Source organism: Agromyces bracchium (assembly GCF_009709675.1).
Classification (GTDB): domain Bacteria; phylum Actinomycetota; class Actinomycetes; order Actinomycetales; family Microbacteriaceae; genus Agromyces; species Agromyces bracchium.
On record NZ_WMLB01000045.1, the window covers coordinates 32,448 to 51,513 of the forward strand.

At 69.3% G+C, this 19,066-nt stretch carries 20 protein-coding genes; 4 read left to right on the forward strand and 16 right to left on the reverse strand.

What is annotated here, in order from left to right; all coding sequences use genetic code 11:
- Positions 1-2 precede the first annotated feature (2 nt).
- The 8 genes from GJ743_RS18535 to GJ743_RS18570 form a co-directional block, all read right to left on the reverse strand.
- The gene (locus GJ743_RS18535; RefSeq protein ID WP_155053388.1) at positions 3-956 is read right to left on the reverse strand and encodes a type II secretion system F family protein; all 954 of its coding nucleotides are present in this window, start codon (positions 954-956) and stop codon (positions 3-5) included.
- A complete protein-coding gene (locus tag GJ743_RS18540) occupies positions 953-2,488 on the reverse strand; it encodes a CpaF family protein (RefSeq protein ID WP_343871577.1) in 1,536 nt (511 codons plus the stop codon). Before GJ743_RS18540 ends, GJ743_RS18535 begins: the two co-directional genes overlap by 4 nt.
- Positions 2,485-3,819, reverse strand: a complete 1,335-nt coding sequence (locus GJ743_RS20325; protein WP_155053389.1) for an AAA family ATPase — start codon at positions 3,817-3,819, stop codon at positions 2,485-2,487. Before GJ743_RS20325 ends, GJ743_RS18540 begins: the two co-directional genes overlap by 4 nt.
- Positions 3,820-3,896: 77 nt before the next feature.
- Positions 3,897-4,652 (reverse strand): Flp pilus assembly protein CpaB, encoded by a 756-nt coding sequence (gene cpaB / locus GJ743_RS18550; RefSeq protein WP_155053390.1) that lies wholly within the window; start codon positions 4,650-4,652, stop codon positions 3,897-3,899.
- Positions 4,653-4,680: 28 nt separating this feature from the next.
- Positions 4,681-5,697, reverse strand: a complete 1,017-nt coding sequence (locus GJ743_RS18555; protein ID WP_155053391.1) for a pilus assembly protein TadG-related protein — start codon at positions 5,695-5,697, stop codon at positions 4,681-4,683.
- The gene (locus tag GJ743_RS18560; RefSeq protein ID WP_155053392.1) at positions 5,685-6,089 is read right to left on the reverse strand and encodes a TadE/TadG family type IV pilus assembly protein; all 405 of its coding nucleotides are present in this window, start codon (positions 6,087-6,089) and stop codon (positions 5,685-5,687) included. The genes GJ743_RS18555 and GJ743_RS18560 overlap by 13 nt, the downstream gene beginning before the upstream one ends.
- A gap of 77 nt (positions 6,090-6,166) precedes the next feature.
- Positions 6,167-6,361, reverse strand: a complete 195-nt coding sequence (locus tag GJ743_RS18565; protein WP_155053393.1) for a Flp family type IVb pilin — start codon at positions 6,359-6,361, stop codon at positions 6,167-6,169.
- A gap of 254 nt (positions 6,362-6,615) precedes the next feature.
- Positions 6,616-7,275: a prepilin peptidase gene (locus GJ743_RS18570; protein ID WP_155053394.1), complete on the reverse strand. Its 660-nt coding sequence runs from the start codon at positions 7,273-7,275 to the stop codon at positions 6,616-6,618.
- A gap of 75 nt (positions 7,276-7,350) precedes the next feature.
- Between GJ743_RS18570 and GJ743_RS18575 the strand changes: the two genes are divergently transcribed.
- Positions 7,351-7,671 carry a hypothetical protein gene (locus tag GJ743_RS18575; RefSeq protein ID WP_155053395.1) on the forward strand — a complete coding sequence of 107 codons (321 nt, stop codon included), beginning with the start codon at positions 7,351-7,353 and terminating at the stop codon, positions 7,669-7,671.
- A gap of 38 nt (positions 7,672-7,709) precedes the next feature.
- Here the strand turns inward: GJ743_RS18575 and GJ743_RS18580 are convergent, their stop codons facing one another.
- Positions 7,710-8,042, reverse strand: coding sequence for a HepT-like ribonuclease domain-containing protein (locus GJ743_RS18580; protein ID WP_328289343.1), 333 nt, complete (start codon positions 8,040-8,042; stop codon positions 7,710-7,712).
- Positions 8,039-8,530: a nucleotidyltransferase family protein gene (locus tag GJ743_RS18585; RefSeq protein ID WP_328289344.1), complete on the reverse strand. Its 492-nt coding sequence runs from the start codon at positions 8,528-8,530 to the stop codon at positions 8,039-8,041. Before GJ743_RS18585 ends, GJ743_RS18580 begins: the two co-directional genes overlap by 4 nt.
- 113 nt (positions 8,531-8,643) lie before the next feature.
- On the opposite strand from GJ743_RS18585, the gene GJ743_RS18590 reads away from it, so the two are divergent.
- Positions 8,644-9,327, forward strand: a complete 684-nt coding sequence (locus GJ743_RS18590; protein WP_328289345.1) for a DUF998 domain-containing protein — start codon at positions 8,644-8,646, stop codon at positions 9,325-9,327.
- A 190-nt stretch (positions 9,328-9,517) separates the two neighbouring features.
- Here GJ743_RS18590 and GJ743_RS18595 read toward each other — a convergent pair whose 3' ends face one another.
- From GJ743_RS18595 to GJ743_RS18605, 3 genes are all read right to left on the reverse strand, one after another.
- Positions 9,518-10,897, reverse strand: a complete 1,380-nt coding sequence (locus GJ743_RS18595) for an FAD-dependent oxidoreductase (protein ID WP_328289346.1) — start codon at positions 10,895-10,897, stop codon at positions 9,518-9,520.
- Between the two features lie 64 nt (positions 10,898-10,961).
- Positions 10,962-12,080 (reverse strand): polyprenyl synthetase family protein, encoded by a 1,119-nt coding sequence (locus tag GJ743_RS18600; RefSeq protein ID WP_328289347.1) that lies wholly within the window; start codon positions 12,078-12,080, stop codon positions 10,962-10,964.
- Positions 12,081-12,260: 180 nt separating this feature from the next.
- A complete protein-coding gene (locus GJ743_RS18605; protein WP_155053396.1) occupies positions 12,261-12,980 on the reverse strand; it encodes a demethylmenaquinone methyltransferase in 720 nt (239 codons plus the stop codon).
- Between the two features lie 488 nt (positions 12,981-13,468).
- Between GJ743_RS18605 and GJ743_RS18610 the strand changes: the two genes are divergently transcribed.
- Positions 13,469-13,753: a DUF427 domain-containing protein gene (locus GJ743_RS18610; RefSeq protein ID WP_155053397.1), complete on the forward strand. Its 285-nt coding sequence runs from the start codon at positions 13,469-13,471 to the stop codon at positions 13,751-13,753.
- A gap of 108 nt (positions 13,754-13,861) precedes the next feature.
- Entirely contained in the window at positions 13,862-15,166 is a 1,305-nt protein-coding gene (locus GJ743_RS18615) for an isochorismate synthase (RefSeq protein ID WP_328289348.1), read from the forward strand.
- 516 nt (positions 15,167-15,682) lie between these two features.
- On the opposite strand, the gene GJ743_RS18620 is transcribed toward GJ743_RS18615, so the two are convergent.
- From GJ743_RS18620 to GJ743_RS18630, 3 genes are all read right to left on the reverse strand, one after another.
- Positions 15,683-16,507 carry a PPK2 family polyphosphate kinase gene (locus tag GJ743_RS18620; RefSeq protein ID WP_230386925.1) on the reverse strand — a complete coding sequence of 275 codons (825 nt, stop codon included), beginning with the start codon at positions 16,505-16,507 and terminating at the stop codon, positions 15,683-15,685.
- Between the two features lie 120 nt (positions 16,508-16,627).
- Entirely contained in the window at positions 16,628-18,550 is a 1,923-nt protein-coding gene (menD, locus tag GJ743_RS18625; protein WP_155053399.1) for a 2-succinyl-5-enolpyruvyl-6-hydroxy-3-cyclohexene-1-carboxylic-acid synthase, read from the reverse strand.
- Entirely contained in the window at positions 18,543-19,019 is a 477-nt protein-coding gene (locus GJ743_RS18630; protein WP_155053400.1) for a PLD nuclease N-terminal domain-containing protein, read from the reverse strand. The genes menD and GJ743_RS18630 overlap by 8 nt, the downstream gene beginning before the upstream one ends.
- Between the last annotated feature and the right edge of the window lie 47 nt (positions 19,020-19,066).

Consider the following 19,066-nt stretch of genomic DNA (forward strand, 5'->3'; position numbering starts at 1 on the left):
CCTCAGAACTTCACGCGGACGGCGAAGACCATCCATACGGTGCCGACGATCATGAGCAGTACGGCGACTGCCAATGCAAGCCACCCGAGCAGCGTCTCGAAGAATGGCGCAAGATACTCTGGGCGAACCACGACCACGAACGCGAATACAACGATCGGCAGCGCGATGAGAATGATCGCAGAGAGCCGGCCCTCTGCACTTAGAGCCTTGACCTGTCGGCGAATCTGATTGCGTTCCCGGATGGTCGCGGCGGTCCGCTGGAGCGTCTCGGCGAGATTTCCACCGGTCTCACGGTTCACCGCTATCGCTTGCGCCGCCCAATCGAAGTCCGCTGACTCCATGCGAGCGGCGGTGTTTGCGAGCGCGACATCAAGATCACGTCCGATACGCACCTCGTTCACGATCCGTGAGAACTCCTCAGACGTAGGCGGATCGGCGTACCGTGCAACCGAGTCGATCGCTTGAGTGAGACCGTGGCCGGCCCGAAGGTTGCCCGACACCAACGTCAGTGTGTCATCGAGTTGATCCGCAAACTTCGCGCGACGGCCCGCGGTTCGAACGGTCAGATACACGTGCGCAATGAGCGGAGCGAGCAGAGCGAAGACAACACCCCAGAACACCGCGGCCCAGCTGCCGAACCCAAGAATCACACCCAGCAGGGCGAGGACCGATGCCATGGAGAAGACAACGAGGACAAACGCGGAGGGCGTCATCCGGATGCCCGCGAGTTCGAGACGCTCCTCTCCGAAAAGGGTTCGGTCACGTCGCGACATGACGGCCTCGATCGTCTCAACCGTCTTGTCCGTCGCCTTGGTCAGCGGAGATACATACTCCTCACCGGGCGCCAACCTGCGCTGGACCGCAACGCGCCGCGCCGGTGGAACGATGACGAGGAATACCAATGCGAGCAGCGCGATCAGGCTGAGCAGAACGCCCGCGATCAGCAGGGCGTTCATCCAACTTCTCCCAGCACGACGCGGTCTCGGGGTTGGTAGCGGAAGATGCTCGCGGGCACCTCGATCCCAAGATCATTGAAGTGGTCGACGAATCGCGGCCTCACGCCCGTAGAGACGGCGTGGCCCCTGAATCGACCCTCCTCGTCGACACCAGCGGCATAGTCGAAGGCGAAGGCATCCTGGAGGGTAATGACATCGCCCTCCATTCCCTGGACCTCGGTGATGCTCGTCACGCGTCGGGTTCCGTCGCGGAGTCGGGTGATTTGAACAATGATGTCGATCGCCGAGGAGATCTGCTCACGGATTGCGCGGAGAGGCAGATCCATGCCTGCCATGAGAACAAGCGTCTCAAGCCGCGCAAGGGCGTCGCGCGGCGAGTTGGCGTGAATAGTCGAGATCGAACCCTCATGACCGGTGTTCATTGCCTGAAGCATGTCGAGACTCTCACCACCACGAACCTCGCCGATGACGATCCGGTCGGGTCGCATGCGAAGCGAGTTGCGGACGAGGTCACGGATAGTAATCTCGCCCCGGCCCTCGATGTTCGCCGGCCGAGACTCGAGTCGGACCACGTGCTCCTGTTGCAGTTGGAGCTCGACGGCGTCCTCGATGGTGATAATGCGCTCGTCCCCAGGTATGAACGCAGAGAGCACATTCAGCAGCGTCGTCTTGCCGGTGCCCGTTCCGCCGGAGACGAGGATATTGAGCTTGGCACGCACGGACGCGTCGAGAAGGGTCGCCATTTCGCGAGTCAGTGTGTCGAACCCGACGAGGTCGTCGACGCCGAAGGGTGTGCGCGAGAACTTCCTGATCGTCAGCGACGAGCCGTCGACCGCGAGGGGCGGGATGATCGCGTTGACGCGGGAACCATCCGCGAGCCGCGCGTCGACCAGAGGCGAGGACTCGTCGATGCGGCGGCCGACACGCGACACGATACGCTCAATGACGCGCCGGAGTTGAGCCTCGCTCGTGAATCGGCTCCGCGATTCATACAGGCGACCCGCCCGCTCGACGAAGATCTGGTTAAAGCGATTGACCATGATCTCTGTCACGGCGGCGTCGTCGAGCAGCGGCTCCAGAGGACCGAACCCGAGCACATCCGCACCGATTTCGGTGATCAGACGGTTGCGTTCACCGCTGGTCAGAGCGACCTGCTCCGACTCGACGATCCGGCCGAGCTCCTCGCGCGCGAGTGCATGAAGCCGTTCCTCGGTCAGCGACGGGTCATTCAATCGAGCGCCGATCCTCCGGAAGAGCTCCTCCGCCGCGCGCTCTTTCAGCTCGACCAGCGCGTCCGTCGGACCATCCGGCTCGACCGGCCCGGCAAGGGCATTCCAGGTGCTTGTGTGCTCGTCGGCGCGGTTATCGGCTAGCGACACGTCGGCCTTGTCTTCCGCGGCCTCCGACGGTAGCGCGTTGGTCACCGCAGGATCGGGGCCCGCCGCATCATCGATGGTGGGGGGATCGGCGGGGATGCCACCCGTCGATCGGTGTGCACCGCGTGCACGCTCAAGGCGATCACTGAGACTCACTTGGTCCTCGCTTTCCTGTGGATGCGTCGGCGAGTGGGGACGGCTGAGGGGTCGATGCGCTGCACGACCGTGCGGAACGCCTTCGCGGCTGCGTCGCGCACGTCGTGGTGAATGAGCGGGGCGCCTTCGTTGGAGGCCAGCACCACAGCGGTGGAACGCGGGACTAGAACGTCAATCGGCGTACCGATTATGGCTGCGACGTCCTTTGCCACCAGCCCGGTATTCTTCTCCACGAAGTTGACCACGACGTGTCGGTTGTTGGGCACAAGGTTGAGCGCGAGTAGCAGCTCGAACTCTTTCCGGAGCGCGCGAAGGCTCGGAACGGTCATGTTCGACACGAAGACGCCGTCGGTCGCGTGTTCGAGTGCCGTCAGTGTGTGGTCGGGCAGACCAGGTGTCGTGTCGACGATCACGTAGCGGAACATGGTCGCAAGGCGGTCGAGCAGCGCGCCAAGGGCGCCGGTCGCTATTCCGTCCGCAAGTTCGGGTGAGGGCGGCGCGGCGATGACAAAGAAGTCGTCGTCGTGATGGGTCAGCAGCGCCTTGAGTTCGACCTCGTCGGTCCCCGTCCGGACGACATCGGCGAGCGAGTACTGGGGATGCAGGTCGAGGGCGTTGGCGATGTCGCCGAATTGCACATCGGCGTCGACAAGTACCACAGAGTTCGGTTCAACTTCGGCGAGCCCCGCAGCGAGGTTGATCGCCGTCGTGGTTTTCCCCTGACCGCCCTTTGGCGCTGCGACGACGATGACCTCGCTTCGCACGTTCTCGGCCATCGGAGGCAAGACCCACTCCGCCTCAGCGGGCTCGGACTCGGGCTCAAGCTCCGGCGCGGAAACCAATTCTGATTCGACATCGATCGCGCCCACGCCGTGCGCTGTATCCAGATCCGCGATGCCGCTGGATGTGCTGGCGTAGGGAGTGCTCGGCTCGAAGTCGGCTCGACGCATCTCCGGCCCGAGCAGCGCGAACACCCCGGCGATGTCATCCTGCTCGGCTTCAACTGCCTCCTCCGCCTCGGTTACCGGCTGCAATCGCCCCGAGGACACGAGCCAGTCGTCGAGCCGCGCAAGGAGAGCCTCGGTCGTCGCATCGGACGCCTCCGGGCTGAGGACGGCGTGAATCTCCATGCCGTCGACCCAGTCTTCGAGGTCCGAGCGTTGCTCGCGCACGACGATGACCCCGATGCCCGGCCATCGTGCAGCGAGCTTCTCGCTCAGGCGCTTGGTCTCTTCGAAGCTCAGGAGCGGCCCGAGCAGCGCGACTCGTGGTGCCGAGGCGAGCCGGCGCATCGCTGACTCGACGCCGAAGGTCAGGTACTCGCCGGGCACTGTCTGGAGGCGGCCGCGAAGAAGCCGGCGGAGTCGAGTCTCATACTCCGCGCTGCGACTGACCAGCAGATACCGCGTCACTGGAAAGCGGCGTTTCCATCGACCGGAGAAGTGCCGCTGTTGTCGGTCGCCTCGTTCTCCAATGTGAGCCACATCTGCGCATAGTCGGCGGCCTCACCTTCGGTGAACCACACCCAGCGTTCGATGTCGTGCGCAGAGAGCGCAATCGTCAGCATGATCGCCGAGTCCGAACTCTGGTCTGTCTCCTCACCTGTCTCCGGGTCAACGCCTACCACGCCCTGCACTCTCGTGACGAGGACGCCGTGGAACGCGAAGCTCGAGATTGGGTTGACGACGTCTTCCTGATCTCCGACCTCGTCAGGGTCGATCGTGCCGACGAGGCCAATCTTGTCACCGGGAGCCACTTGGCCGCCTACGACGCGGTCGGCGGGGAGCGTGAACGACATGAGTTGCATGCCCTCAGGAACAGCGACTCCGCCGGCAACCGCATCCGCGGGATCGACGAATCGCGCCTGCCGAAGTACATCGCCCGGCAGCAAGTCGGCCGAGGTGACGAGCCCGTCCAGGTCGCCCAGGTCGGTCACCGCATCTTCCGGCACGGCATTTCGTGGCAGTTCGTCGACCGCAAGCGCCTCTCGCAATGCCTCGCTCGCCGTCCCCTGCGGGACTGGCTCAGTCACGACGTAAGCCTCGATAAGCTCCGCTCCGCGGGACGCCCGCGCATCTGCGCCCGCAACGTACATGTAGATCGCGACGCCTCCCGCGACGGCGAGAACGATGGCGAGGATCGCACCGATGATTCGGGTCTTCATGTGCTGCTTTCTGTAGGGCGCTCGGCGGTCAGCCGATCAAGGCGGATCGCTCATTCTCGGTCAGGATCATGCGGACCACGCTGAGGCTGTCCGAGTCGGAGCCGCCGTCTCCGAGTTCGAATGCGTCGTCGACGGCAACGTACTTCACGAACTCCCCCTGAAGGCAACCCGCTTTATCGCACGGCGGTGCTGACTTGTCGATGTGCGTAAAGGACGTGAGTTTTCCACCAGTGAGCTTGAACGCCGCGAACTTCGCGATGTGGTAACACTCCTTTGGCGCCTTAGGGTCAGGAGCCTCGTCGCAACTCTTCAGGACAGCCTTGAAAGAGTCGAAGATCGGAATCAGAATCACTGTGTCAAGAAGCGGCGTGAAATCATTCTTCGGATTACAACCAGACGAACCGCCGCCCATTCCGCTCTCGCCCAGATGCCAGAGCTCCCCATCGCTGAGATCGAAGTGCACGAAGCAGTCCTCCGCGTTCAGCCACCCGAACCCACCGGGGTTGTCGGTCACGTCCGGGCACTCGGCGCGGGCCTTGACACCAAGTTCAACTGTGATCTTCTCTCCAGGCGCGGCGCCCTCAAACTCACAGCTACCGAACCCTACAGGGAGCACCCCACCGGCGATCGGGGTACCCCACTCCGCGGAGCCTGATGCGTATACGTTGCTGGCGTCGTCGCCGACGATCAACTGAGCAAGCATGTGGTCGACCCCGGTATTCGCTGTCACAGTCACCGTGTTGTTCGACGTGCTGATGCTCGGAGCATCAGCGACTGGCTCGCGGAAGATCGCGGCGTTGTCGTCAACGTACTGCTGGGCGAGCACTGTGGACCCCGCTCCGCACGCGGACTCATCTCGAGCGCACGACGCAGCAACGGCCAGGGCCGCAGCGTCGACGCCGTTCTGCAACTGAGCACGCTCGGCATAGAGCGCTCCGACGTCGATCGCGATCGCGCCAGCACCGAGTAGCGGGATTATGGCAAAGGCGACGACAGTCGCAGTCGCGCCCCGCTCGGCGCGCAGTCCACGAATCAACCTCCGCATGGTGTCACTCCTCTTCCAGTGAGGCTGATCGTTTCGAGGCCGGGAACCCAAGTCTCGAGACCGGTGATCGTGTCGAGCGCGAGCGTAATCACGACGGTGGCGTCGCCGGGGCCAGTCTCGGGGCACACGGTGGGTGTTGTGATGACGGGAGTGCCGACCAGCGTCGATGCGGCATTCGTCGCCGCGCTCACTGCGTCGCCAGTGTCGCGTGTGATGGCCAGCACCCGTGAACCTTCGCGGGCGGCATTTGTGACGGTGAGTTGCTGGTTGAAGATGTAGCCGAACTCGATGATGCCGAGCAGGATCAAGACAAGCGGGAGCACCACCAGCGCAAACTCGACCGCCGAAGCACCCTGTTCACCACGTACATCAGACCTGCGCCTAACACGCATCCGACACTCGCTCTCCCATCGATACCTGAGTGCGCGACCGCGAAGGCGGTCGCGCACTCAGAGCGCTTCAGCAGCTGCTATTCAATCGCACCGCCGAGGCCCTCGGTCACGTCGTCGAAGACACCTGCGAGCGCCGCGCCGAGGAAGCCGAGCGCCGTGATGATCCCAAGCGCGACCAGCGCGAGGATCAGACCGTACTCAGCAGCGTTGCCGTCCTCCTCCGAGCGGAGCGAGTTCAGGCGAGCCTGGGCCTTCGTGTAGAGCTTGAGCATGAGTGACACCCTTCGGGTCGATCAGAATCTGGGGTGCCGCCCACTCCTGCAAGCGGCCCGACGAACTTATCGATGCGAACGAATCAGACGCTATGCCCCACTTCGGGGCACCCCCTGATTGGGTACAGGCAGGGGTACAAACGTGACCTGCGCGTAACTCAACGTTGGCATTCGGGGTGCTACAGTCCGCTTTTCGGGGGACACGACTCAGAAAGTCAGGGGACAGGCGAGATCGGTCCGTGAGCGAGTGATGCTCAGCGCGCGAGGAGGAGCAGAGCCAGCATCGCCCCCGCCACCATCGACGGCCCGAACGGCACCGACCCCTTCAGCGTCACCCGCCGCAGCGCCAACGCCACGATCGCCACGATTCCGCCGATCAGGAACGCCCCGAACAATCCAGCGATCCACATCACCCAGCCGAACCACCCGAGCGGCAGCCCGAGCGGCAGCCCGAACTTCACGTCGCCCATGCCCATCGCCTTCGGCGAGATGAGCGCGAGCACGAAGTAGAAGAGGAACATGCCGGCGGAGCCGGCGGCCGCCCAGGCGAGCGCGAGCCAGTCGCCCGTGAGGGCGGACGCGGGGACGAGCAGCACCGCGACCACGAGCAGGGTCGGGAAGACCATGGCGTTCGGCAGGCGCTTCTCGGTGAGGTCGACGATCGAGAGGGCGACGCCGGCGGCGGCGAGGGCGAGGAGCGCCGGCAGCACCGGGTCGAGGCCGTAGCGCCAGGTGAGCAGTCCGAATAGGAGGGCGGTCGTGCCCGCCGACCAGGCGCGGAGGGCGCGCAGCGGCATCCGCTCGGTTGGATCGCGACGGATGTTGCGGTCGGTCCAGGCGGCGAGCGGCCACCAGCCGAGCACGGCGCCGAGGAGGGCGGCCCCGACGACGAGGGCGACGGGGGCGAGGGGCATGGTGTGCAGCGTAGCGCGGCGCGCGCCGCGCGCGCGGCGTAGGCTCCCCCGCGAGGGCACCGACAGGGGGATGACATGGATGACGTGCAGGCGACCTACGACGACGTGGCGAACGAACTGCTCGAAGATGCCGACTACGACGTGGATGCCACGCCCGACGGGCTGCTCGTGAAGGGCAGGCTGTTCGCGTTCCTCGACGGCGGGCAGCTCGTGGTCGACCTGCCGGCCGCGCGGTCATCCGACCTGCAGCAGCGCGGCATCGCGGAGCCTTTCCACTCGACGCGCGGCGGCGACAGCCGCACGTGGGTGCGCGTCAGCGACCGCGAGCTGTGGTCGGAGCTGGCGCGCGAGGCGCACGAGTTCGTCGGGGAGCCGCCGGTCGGGCATCAGTCCTGAGGGTCTGATCGGGATCGCTCGAGGGCGCGAAGCCGGACTCAGCCGTCGGTCGTCCGGACCGATCTCCTCAGCTTGTCCTCGAATTCAGGAAGGTCCTGCTCCACGGTGTCGCGGATGATCGCCAGGTCGATGTATGCATAGCCGTGGGCGATGCGGTTGCGCGTCGCCCAGATGACTTTCCAGTCCGTGCCGAACGTTCGCTCGCGATATCCGTCACTGGCCTGCGAGACGGCCTCGATGGCCGCCGCCAGCCGCAAGCTGACCGCGTCCGCGACGGTCTCGTCGTCAAGGTCGCCGCGCTCGAGATGCCGCTTCAGAGCCGCGAGATGTGCCAAGGCGTCGTCGACGAGCTCTCGATCCGACCGGCTCACAGCGGAACCGCCTCACTCAGCACTCGCTCGGCGAGGTGTTCTCGCAGCCCGCGAGCCGGAACGACGTCGACCTCGGCGCCGAGGAGATCTGCGAGTTCGGCCTCCAGGCGTGCAAGCGAGAACAGGCCTGTTCCCGGCTCGAGGTCGACGAGGAGATCGATGTCGGACTCAGCAGTGTCGGCGCCGGTCGCGACGCTGCCGAACACCCGCACGTTTCGGGCACCACGAGCGGCGGCGAGCTCGATGACCTTCCTGCGGTTCCGGGCAAGTGCGCGCCCGCGAGCCGATGCCCCGTGGAAATGCAGCAGTCGGGAGACCTCGGGCTGACTCCGCCCGACCGCAGCGGCGATCTCCCGCTGGGAGAGACCGGCCCGCGCTCCGGACCGGACGGCATTCACGAGCATCGTGCGCGACCGCTCGTGCAGCTCATCGGCGGCGCGCGCGTCAGCGCGAATCCGGTCGATGGTGTCGGTCAGGTCTGGCTGCATATAGCAAATACTATCAGTGAGGAGGAATCACTGAACAGGCGATGTCGATCCCGGCTCGCGCCATTCGACGTACGAGATGAAGGCGACATCCGTCTCGACTCGAAAGGGAGATCGTGAGCACCTCGACATCCGACACCACGACCACGTTCGACCGGTCAGCCGCGATCACCCGGAGCATGCTCGGCTGGGGCGTGGTCGCCGGACCCTTCTACCTCGTCGTCGGCCTCGCGCTCGCACTTACCCGGCCCGGGTTCGACCTCAGCCGGCACGCGCTCTCGCTGCTGATGCTCGGCGAATGGGGGTGGCTGCAGCGGGCGAACCTCGCGCTCGCGGGCGTCATGACGATCGTCGCCGCCGTGGGGATGATCCGAGCCATCCGGAATGGTCGCGGCCTCGCGCTCGGCGTGCTCACGTCCGTCTACGGCGGGGCGCTCGTACTCAGCGCGGTGTTCGCACCCGACCCGAGGGGCGGCTTCCCCGCGGGCGAAGCGGATGGTACGGCGAGCCTCAGCGGCATCCTGCACCTCGTGTTCGGGGCCGTGGGGTTCGCGGCCGTCGCAGCGGCAGCGTTCGCGTATGCCGGGTGGAGCCGACGCGTCGGGGCGCCGAAGCGGGCGGTTCTCGGGGTCGTCCTCGGCGTCGTTATCGTCGCCGGGTTCTTCGGCGGCGCGGCGCTGTCGACGAGCGCGGCCGGCGTTGCCCTGCTTTGGCTGGCGGTCGTCGCCGCGTGGACGTGGCTCGCCGTGGCGTCGGCGCACGTGTACGCGTGGGCGCCGCATCCGCTCGGGGCACACTGACTGAGGTCTCGATACGGGCGCTGCGCGTCCTACTCGACGACCGAGCAGGCAGGTCTCGATACGGGCGCTTCGCGTCCTACTCGACCACCGGGCGGGCAGGTCTCGATACGGGCGCTTCGCGTCCTACTCGACCACCGGAAACGATACGGGCGCTGCGCGCCCTACTCGACCACCGAGGAACGAGGGCGGGTCAGACCTCGCCCCGCGAGATCGTCACCATCTCGTCGCGTGGCACGACCTTGATGCGCGTGCGCTCCTCGGCGGAGCCGAGGGCGAGCTCGTGCTCGTCGAGGCGGTGCCATCCGTCGAGGTCGGTCCACTGGATGCCGCGGGCCTCGAGCATCTCGATCACGGACTCCTCCGACGGCGACTCGGGCCGCCACCAGTTGCCGAGGTCGTTGATGAGGTGCTTGATCGTCTCCATGGCGTCGGACTTCGTGTGGCCGATGAGGCCGACGGGGCCGCGCTTGATCCAGCCGGTCGCGTAGACGCCGTACATCTGGCGCGACTGTCCGGTCTCCTTGTCGCGCATCAGCACCTGGCCCTCGTGGTTCGGGATGACGCCGAACTTCTTGTCGAAGGGGATGCCCGGCAGCGGCGAACCGAAGTAGCCGACCGCGCGGTAGAGCGCCTGGATCGGGATCTCGCGGATCTCGCCGGTGCCCACGACCCCGCCCTCGCCGTCGGGCGCGGTGCGCTCGTAGCGCAGCGCCGCCACGTGCCCCGACTCGTCGCCGACGACCTCGAGCGGCTTGGCGAAGAAGTGCAGGTGCAGACGACGTGACGCCTGTCCGGTTTCGCGCTGGCGCCACTGCTGCAGCACCTTGTCGATCACGAAGACCTGCTTGTTGCCCGCGACGGCCGCGCGCGCGGCGTCGTCGTAGTCGAAGTCCTCGTCGTAGACGATCATGTCGACGTCGCGCAGCTCGCCGAGTTCGCGGAGCTCGAGCGGCGTAAATTTTACGGACGTCGGGCCGCGCCGACCGAACACGTGCACGTCCGTCACGGGAGAGCGCGAAAGCCCCTCGTACACGTTCGCCGGGATCTCGGTCGGCAGCAGGTCCTCCGCGTGCTTCGCGAGCATGCGGGCCGCGTCGAGCGCCACGTTGCCGTTGCCGATGACGCCGACCGACTGCGCGTCGAGCGGCCACTCGCGCGGGTAATCGGGGTGCCCGTCGTACCAGCTGACGAAGTCGGCCGCGCCGTACGAACCCTCGAGCTCGACGCCCGGGATGTGCAGGTCGGCATCCTTCACCGCGCCCGTCGCGAAGATCACCGCGTTGTAGTGCTTCTTCAGGTCGGCGAGCGTGATGTCCTCGCCGAAGCGCACGTTGCCGAAGATGCGGATGTCGCCGCGATCGAGCACCTCGCGGAGCGCCGTGATGATCCCCTTGATGCGCGGATGGTCGGGCGCGACGCCGTAGCGGACGAGCCCGTAGGGCGCCGGGAGGTGATCGAACAGGTCGATCGAGACGTCGAAGTTCCGCTCCGACTTCAGCAGGATGTCGGCGGCGTAGATGCCGGCCGGGCCGGCGCCCACGATGGCCAGGCGCAGCTTGTTCCTCGTCACCGGTCGGGTCCTCCTGTCGTCTCGGGCGTTGTCGTCTCGGGGCTCGTCGTCTCGGGAGCCGGGCTCAACTCGAACGCTCCACGATGGTGTCGGCGAAGCGCGTCAGCGCCTTCTTCACGCTGCCCTCGGGCACCGGTGCAAGCGCCTCGACGGCCTCGCGCGCCCAGCGGTGGGCCTCGGCGAGCGTCGCGCGCGTCGCCTCGTGCTCGCGCAGCTCGTCGACGAGTGCGTCGACCGTCGCGCGCGACGGCACGATGCGGGCCGCGAGCGTGTTCGTGTCGAACGGGTCGCCCGCCTCGTCGGCCGGCGCGGGCAGCACGTCGCGACGGATCCGGTCGAGCAGGTCGGCCGACGAGGCATCCGTCTTCGCCAGGTCTTGCAGCCGCAGCAGCGGCAGCGTCACGACGCCCGCGCGCAGGTCTGTGCCGGGAACCTTGCCCGTCTCCTCGGGCTGCGGCGAGAGGTCGATCACGTCGTCGATGAGCTGGAACGCGACGCCGATCTTCTCGCCGAACTCGATGATCGGCGCCTCGAGCGCCGGGTCGGCGTTGCCGAAGATGATGCCCGACTGCGCGGCCGCCGCGATGAGCGACCCCGTCTTGTCGGCGAGCACCTGGATGTAGTGCTCGATCGGGTCCTCGTCGGGGTCTGGCCCGACGGTCTCGTTGAGCTGGCCCAGCACGAGGCGCTCGAACGTGTCGGCCTGCATGCGGATCGCGCGCTCCCCGAGCTTCGCCATGAGCTGGCTCGCCCGTGCGAACAGCAGGTCGCCCGTCAGGATCGCGACCGAGTTGCCCCACACCGTCTGCGCGCTCGGCACGCCGCGTCGGCGCTCCGACTCGTCCATGACGTCGTCGTGGTACAGCGAACCGAGGTGCGTGATCTCGATGGCCATGGCCGCCGTCACGACGTCGTCGACCGAGCCGTCGCCGAGCTGCGCGGTGAGCAGCGTCAGCATCGGGCGCACGCGCTTGCCGCCCGCCTCGAGCAGGTAGCGGCTCGTGACATCCGCCACCGCGTCCGCGAAGCGGACCTGCTCGACGAGCCCCGCCTCGACGCGCTCGAGCCCGTCGTCGATGGCCCGGGCCATGGCTCGATCGGCCGCGGAGGCGAACACCCGCTCGCTGAGGCCGAGGTTGGCCGCGAGCGAGGAGGCGCGACGGACCGTGTGGCTCGGATTCACGAGCCCCAGCCTACCGAGAGGCAGCCGAGCGGATGCTGCGAGCTTGTCGAACGCGCCGACTCCGACGCTCCACGGCGGCGGGTCCCGGTACGGTCTGCCGAGGTCTCGATACGGGCGCTTCGCGTCCTACTCGACCACCGACGCGACCACCCGCGGGTCTCGATGCGGGCGCTTCGCGTCCTACTCGACCGGCGCGGTCAGCGGCTTGCGCGCCCGGTGCAGCGCGACGATGCCCGCCGTGAGGTTGCGCCACGCGACATCCGCCCACCCCGCCTCGCGGATCCAGCCCGCGAGCGTCGGCTGGTCGGGCCAGGCGTTGATCGACTCGTTGAGGTAGTCGTACGCGTCGTCGTTCGAGCTCGACAGCTTCACGAGCGGCGGCATGACGACCTTCTGGTAGAAGTCGTAGCCCGCGCGCACGACGCCGACCGGAGGGTGCGAGAACTCGCACACCACGAGGCGCCCGCCGGGCTTCGTCACTCGCAGGAACTCCGCGAGCGCGACCTTCGGCTCCTTCACGTTGCGCAGGCCGAACGAGATCGTGACCGCGTCGAACTCGGCGTCGCCGAACGGCAGCTTCATCGCGTCGGCCTCGACGAACACGAGGTTCGGCACGTGCGCCTGGCGGCGGCGGCCGACCTCGATCATGCCCGGCGAGAAGTCGGCGGCCACGACGCTCGCACCCGACTTCGCGAGGCTCGCGCTCGAGGTGCCCGTGCCCGCGGCGACGTCGAGGATCCGCTCGCCCGGCTTCGGCGCGACCGCCTTCGTCGTGGCGACGCGCCACAGCGCGGCGTTGCCGACCGACAGCACCGCGTTGGTGCGGTCGTAGCGCGCCGCGACCCGGTCGAACATCGCCGAGACGTCACGGGGGTCCTTGCCGAGGTCTGCGCGCGTCATGCCTGCGAGTCTACGGTCGCCCGGCTGGGCGGCCCCGGTGAGGTGTGCCGGCCTGCGCCGGTTCGCCCGCCGCCTCCCCGCCCGCCCCCGCCCCGGCCGTCGTGCTCGCCCCCGCGAAGTTCGCAGGACCTGACGCCCCATCCCCCCGCATACGAACCTATGGCGCGGCTCATCCTGCGAATGGAACGAGCGGATGCCGCGTCACCGCACCGACCCACCACCCTCGCCGCCCTCGCCCCCGCGAAGTTCGCAGGACCAGACGCTCCATCCCCTCGCATACGAACCCATCGCGCGGCTCATCCTGCGAACGGAACGAGCGGATGCCGCGGCCGGCGGCGGCCGGCCGAACCTGAGAGTTTCCATGCATCGGGATGGAACTGCGGCCGGACGGCGTTGAATCGAGGTGGACGGCGCGGATGCGCCATCCGCTCGAAGCTCGAAGCTCGAAGTTCGAAGCTCGAAACGCACGTAGGAAGGAACTGCTGGGCATGAAGGCGATCTGGAACGGCACGGTCATCGCGGAGTCCGACGACACCGTCGTGGTGGAGGGCAACCACTACTTCCCGCGTGAGGCGATCCGCCCGGAGTACTTCGTCGCCAGCGACAACCGCACCGTGTGCCACTGGAAGGGCACCGCGAACTACTTCCACGTCGAGGTCGACGGGCAGCGCAACCCGAACGCCGCCTGGACGTACAACACCCCGTCCGACGCCGCCGCGGAGATCCGCGAGCACGTCGCCTTCTGGCACGGCGTCGACGTCGTCCCGGCCTGAGGCCGCGAACCTGGACGTCCGCGGCCGACCGCGAGGCGCGGCCCGCGGCCGGCCGCCCCGACAGACCCGCGTGAATCGCCCGTGCACCCTCCGGCGTAGGCTGGTCCGGTGACGCGAACGGATGCCGCGGCGCCTCCCGCCGCCGACACGAGGTTGCGCGTTCGCACCGTCGCGGTCGACGAGACCGCGCCGCTCGTGCCGCGTCTCGACCCGCGGCATCCGCTGCTCTGGATGCGTCGCGGCGAGGGCATCATCGGCCTCGGCGAGGTGCTCCGCATCGAGACGCACGGGCCCGATCGGGTGGCCGACGCCGCCCGCGAGTGGCAGCGCGTCGCCGCGAACGCCGACGTCGACGACCGCGTCGGGCTCCCCGGCAGCGGCCTCGTCGCGTTCGGCGCGATCGCGTTCGCCGACGAATCGGCGGCGACGAGCGTGCTGGTCGTGCCCGAGATCGTGCTCGGCCGCCGCGAGGGGCGCGCGTGGGTCACCCGGATCGAGCTCGTCGACGAGGCATCCGCCGCGCCGCCCGCACCGGTCGAACTGCCCGCGCCCGCGCCGAAGCGCGACGTACCGCGCGTGCGCTTCGCGCCAGGGACGATGCCGCCCGAGGCATACACCGACGCCGTCGGCGAGGCCGTGCGCCGCATCGACGACGGACGCTTCGAGAAGGTCGTGCTCGCCCGCGAGATCGTCGGCACGCTGCACGAGGACGCCGGGCTGCGCGCAGCACTCGCGAAGCTCGCCGACGACTACCCCGACACCTGGGTGTTCGCGGTCGACGGCCTCATCGGCGCGAGCCCCGAGACGCTCGTGCGCGTCGACCACGGAACGGTCTCGGCACGCGTGCTCGCCGGCACGGCGTCACGCGGACGGGACGCGGCATCCGATCGCGCGCAGGCCGCGCGCCTCGCGGCCTCGCACAAGGACCTCGCCGAGCACGCCCTCGCGGTCGAGAGCGCCGTCGCGACGCTCGCGCCGCACACCGCGCGGCTCGACGCGAGCCCCGAGCCGTTCACGCTGCAGCTGCCGAACCTCTGGCACCTCGCGACCGACCTCAAGGGCACGCTCGGCGACGGATCGAGCTCGCTCGACCTCGTGCGCGCGGTGCACCCGACGGCCGCGGTCGCAGGCACGCCCCGGGGCGTCGCGCTCGCGGCGATCGCCGAGCTCGAGGGCTTCGATCGCGGCCGCTACGCCGGCCCGGTCGGCTGGGTCGACGCCGACGGCGACGGCGAGTGGGCGATCGCGCTGCGCTGCGCGCAGGTGTCGACGGATGGCACGGTGCGCGCGTATGCCGGATGCGGCATCGTCCACGACTCGGTGCCGGCCGACGAGCTCGCCGAGACCGACATGAAGTTCCGGCCGATCGTCGAGGCGTTCGGCGCGCCGCCGCCCTCGCCGCCCGTGCCGTAGGCGGCGGGCGTCGGCCCGCCCGCGCGCCGCTCGCCCCGGCCGATCGCCGCGAGCCCCGGCCGCTCGACCCGGGTGCGCGCGCCGCTCGCCCCGGCCGCCCTCCCCGGCCGCTCGACCCGGGTGCGCGCGCCGCTCGCCCCGGGTGCGCGCGCCGCTCGCCCCGAGTGCGCGCTTTCGCGACGGGTGCGCGCCCCGGCCGCTCACCGCGAGCCCAGGGTGCCGCGCCCCGAGCCCCGAGTGCGCGCTTTCGCGACGGATGCGCGCCTCCCGACCCGCGCACTCGTCGCGAATCCGCGCAGTGGCTCGCGCCGGCTGCGCCGCATCCGTAGCGGTTCTGCGCACTCGCCGGGTCATCCGCGCGCAGCGTAGCGCCAGTCGCACGGCGGATTCGGCGCGGAGGCTCGAATTCCTCATGTGCACGCGGCTGCACATGAGCGATTCGGCACATGATCCCCGCTCGGCTCAGGCCGGCCGGATCCGCCGCCGCCCCGCGGCATCCGCCCGGCCCGCCCGCACTCAGCCCGTCGCGAGCCGCGCCTTCTGCTCCTCGATGTCGTAGTCGGCGAGCGGCCAGTCGAGCTTCATGCCCTCGAGCGCGTCGATGAGCAGGTGCTGCACGGCGAGGCGGGCGTACCACTTGTGGTCGGCCGGCACGACGTACCAGGGCGCGTACGGCGTCGTCGTGCGGTCGAACACGACCTGGTAGGCCTCGCGGTACTTCGGCGCGAGCATCCGCTCGTCGATGTCGCCCGGGTTGAACTTCCAGTGCTTGTCGCGGCGCGAGAGCCGCTTCAGCAGGCGCTTGCGCTGCTCGTCCATCGAGATGTGCAGCATGACCTTGATGATGGTGGTGCCGGATGCCGCGAGCTCGGCCTCGAACTCGTTGATCGCGTCGTAGCGGCGCTCGATCTCCTCGGGCGGGGCGAGTTCTCGGACGCGGCCGATGAGCACGTCCTCGTAGTGCGACCGGTCGAACACGCCGATCATGCCCGCCTCGGGCACCTCCTTGCGGATGCGCCAGAGGAAGTCGTGCGCGAGCTCCTCCTCGGTCGGCTTCTTGAACGTCGCGAGCTGCACGCCCTGCGGGTCGACCGCGCTCATGACGTGCTTGACGATGCCGCCCTTCCCGGCGGTGTCCATCGCCTGCAGCACGAGCAGGATGCGGCGCGGGTCGTCGCCCATCTGGTGCCCCGCGAACAGCTGCTCCTGCAGTCCTGCCAGGATCTCGGCCCCGACCGCGAGCGACTTCTCGGCCTCGCGCTTCTTTCCCTCGAACCCCGGCGCCGAACCCGTGTCGACGTCGGCGAGCACGAAGTCCTGCCGCACCCGCAGCACGTCCATCGGATCGCTCGCCCAGTACTTCTCCAGCCCCACGGCGCTCCCCTCACGGCCGCGACGGCCGCGGCGCTCCCCCATCATCGAGTGCCGACGGATGCCACGGCAAGGGGTCGCGCGGCCCGCTCAGCGCGCGAGCGGGACCTCGAGCAGCGTCGGACCCGTGACGGCCGTGCCGAGCGCCTCGTCGAGCTCGCCGCGCGTCGCTGCACGTCGGTACTCCCAGCCGTAGGCGCTCGCGAGCGCCGAGAGGTCGACCGACTGCGGCGTGTACTGCACGCGGTCGAACGCGTCGGCCGGGGCGGATGCCGCGACCTCGAGCGCGTCGAAGATCGTGCCGCCGCCGTCGTTGCCGACGATCACGAGCACGCGCGGACGCGCCTCGCCGGCGCCGAGCAGGAGCGAGCCGACGTCGTGCAGCAGGGTCAGGTCGCCGATGAGCACGCGCGTGGTGCCGGCAGCGGTCGGCGCGGCATCCGTCTGGCGAGCGCCGCTGCCATCCGCCGCGACGCCGGCGCCGCCCGCACCCGGCGCCGCCGCCTGACTCGCGATCGCGATGCCGATCGCCGTCGCGACGGTGCCGTCGATGCCCGCGAGCCCGCGGTTCGCGTGCACGGGAATGCGTCGGCCGGGTACGTTCCGGTCGGCGTCGCGGATCAGGCGCGATGCGCCGAACACGAGCCGGTCGTGCGGCCAGGTCGCCGCCCAGAGCGCCTCGACGAGCATGCGCCGGTCGACGGGCGTGCGGATGCGCGCAAGCTGGTCCTTCAGGTACGCGCGCTGCGCGGCGTAGTCGCTGACGTGCCCGGTCTCGTCGACCCCGCTGCGGAGGCCGCCGGAGCCGGCGGTGCCCCCGGAACCGGCGGTGCCGGAACCGGCGGAGCCTGCAGCACCCGGCGCGCCGGCGCCATCCGCACCGGCCCCGACCTCATCACGCCGATCCAGCAGGATGCGACTGGCCCGGACCCAGCGCCCGGTCCACGCGCGCTCCTCGGCCGTCGGCTCGTGCGGCTCGACCGTCACGGCACGCTCGAACCGGTCGACCGCGTGCCCCGGGTCGAACCACTCGATGCCCCACGGCGCGACCGCGATCACCTCGACCCCGTCGCGCTGCACGAGCGCCGGCACCTCGCGCGACAGCGTCGGATGCCCGAACACGACCGCCCGCTCGACCTCGTCGCCGAACCCGGGCTCGCGCAGCAGCTCGCGGTACGCGACCACGAGGTTCGGGCCGAAGCGCGCCCCGCTCGTGACCTCCGCGATGAGCGGCCAGCCGCCGGCCCGCGCGAACTCCTCGGCCTCGGGCCCGGCACCGGCGCCCGCGATCACGATCGTGCGCGGGCCGTGCTCGAGGCGGGCCACGTCGGCCACCGCGTCGGCCCGCGCGTCGGCGGTGATCGAGGCGACGGATGCCGCGGCATCCGCCCGCACGACCGGCGCCGCGTCGAGCGACTCGGCCGACGAGAGCGGCTCGCGGTACTGCAGGTTCAGGTGCACCGGGCCCGGGCCGGGGTGCGGCACGAGCACGCCGTCGGCGTCGACGCCGAGTGCGGCGCGCACGGCGTCGCGCGCCAGGTGCGCCGCGGCATCCAGTTCTCCCGCGCGCCCCTCGGGCGGCGCGACGTCGCGCTCGAGGCGCACGGCGCCCGCGAAGATCCCGGGCTGTACGGTCGTCTGGTTCGAGCGGATGCCGCGCAGCTCGGCCGGCCGATCGGCGGTCGCGACGATCAGCGGCACGCCCGCGTGGTGCGCTTCGAGCACTGCCGGGTGCAGGTTCGCGACCGCGGTGCCCGAGGTCGTGACGACCACGGCGGGGCGGCCCGTCTCGACGGCGAGGCCGAGCGCGAGGAAGCCCGCGCCCCGCTCGTCGATGCGCACGTGCAGGCGGATGCCACCGACGCGCTCGAGTTCTGCGGCGGCGAGCGCGAGCGCCTGCGAGCGCGAACCGGGCGCCACGACGACGTCGGTCACGCCGGCGCGCACGAGGTTCGACAGCAGCGCGAGCGCGGCTGCGGTGGCGGGACTCGCGACGGTCCGGGCCTCAGCCATTCGGCCGCGGTGAGGGGCCGGCGTCGCCGGGACCGTCGGTTCCGTCGTTGCGGCGACGGTCGGTGCCGAGCGCGTCGTCGCCGCGCGGCCGCGCCGCGCCGTGCCCGTCGGCATCGGCGTCGCGGTGGTCGCCGTCGGCCTCGAGCTCGTGGTCGAGCTGCTCGAGCTCCTGCTCGAGGCGGCGGATCCGCTCCTCGTGCTCGGCGTCGGCGCGCAGGCGGCGCAGGAACTCGGGGTCGTCGTCGGGCGCGTTGCTGTGCGGGTTCACGCGGCCGACGCGCACGGCGCGACCACGACCCACGATGAACCAGAGCGCGGCACCGATCACCGGGACGAGCAGGATCACGACGATCCACCAGCCGCGCGGAAGTCCGCGGATACGGGTGCGATCGAACAGCGCGCAGTCCACCGCCGCGTAGATCGTGAAGACCACGGCAGCGACACCGGCGATCAACCAGAGGCGGACCATGCACCGATTCTAGGCGCGTCGCATCACGTTCGGCTGGGAGCGAGCAC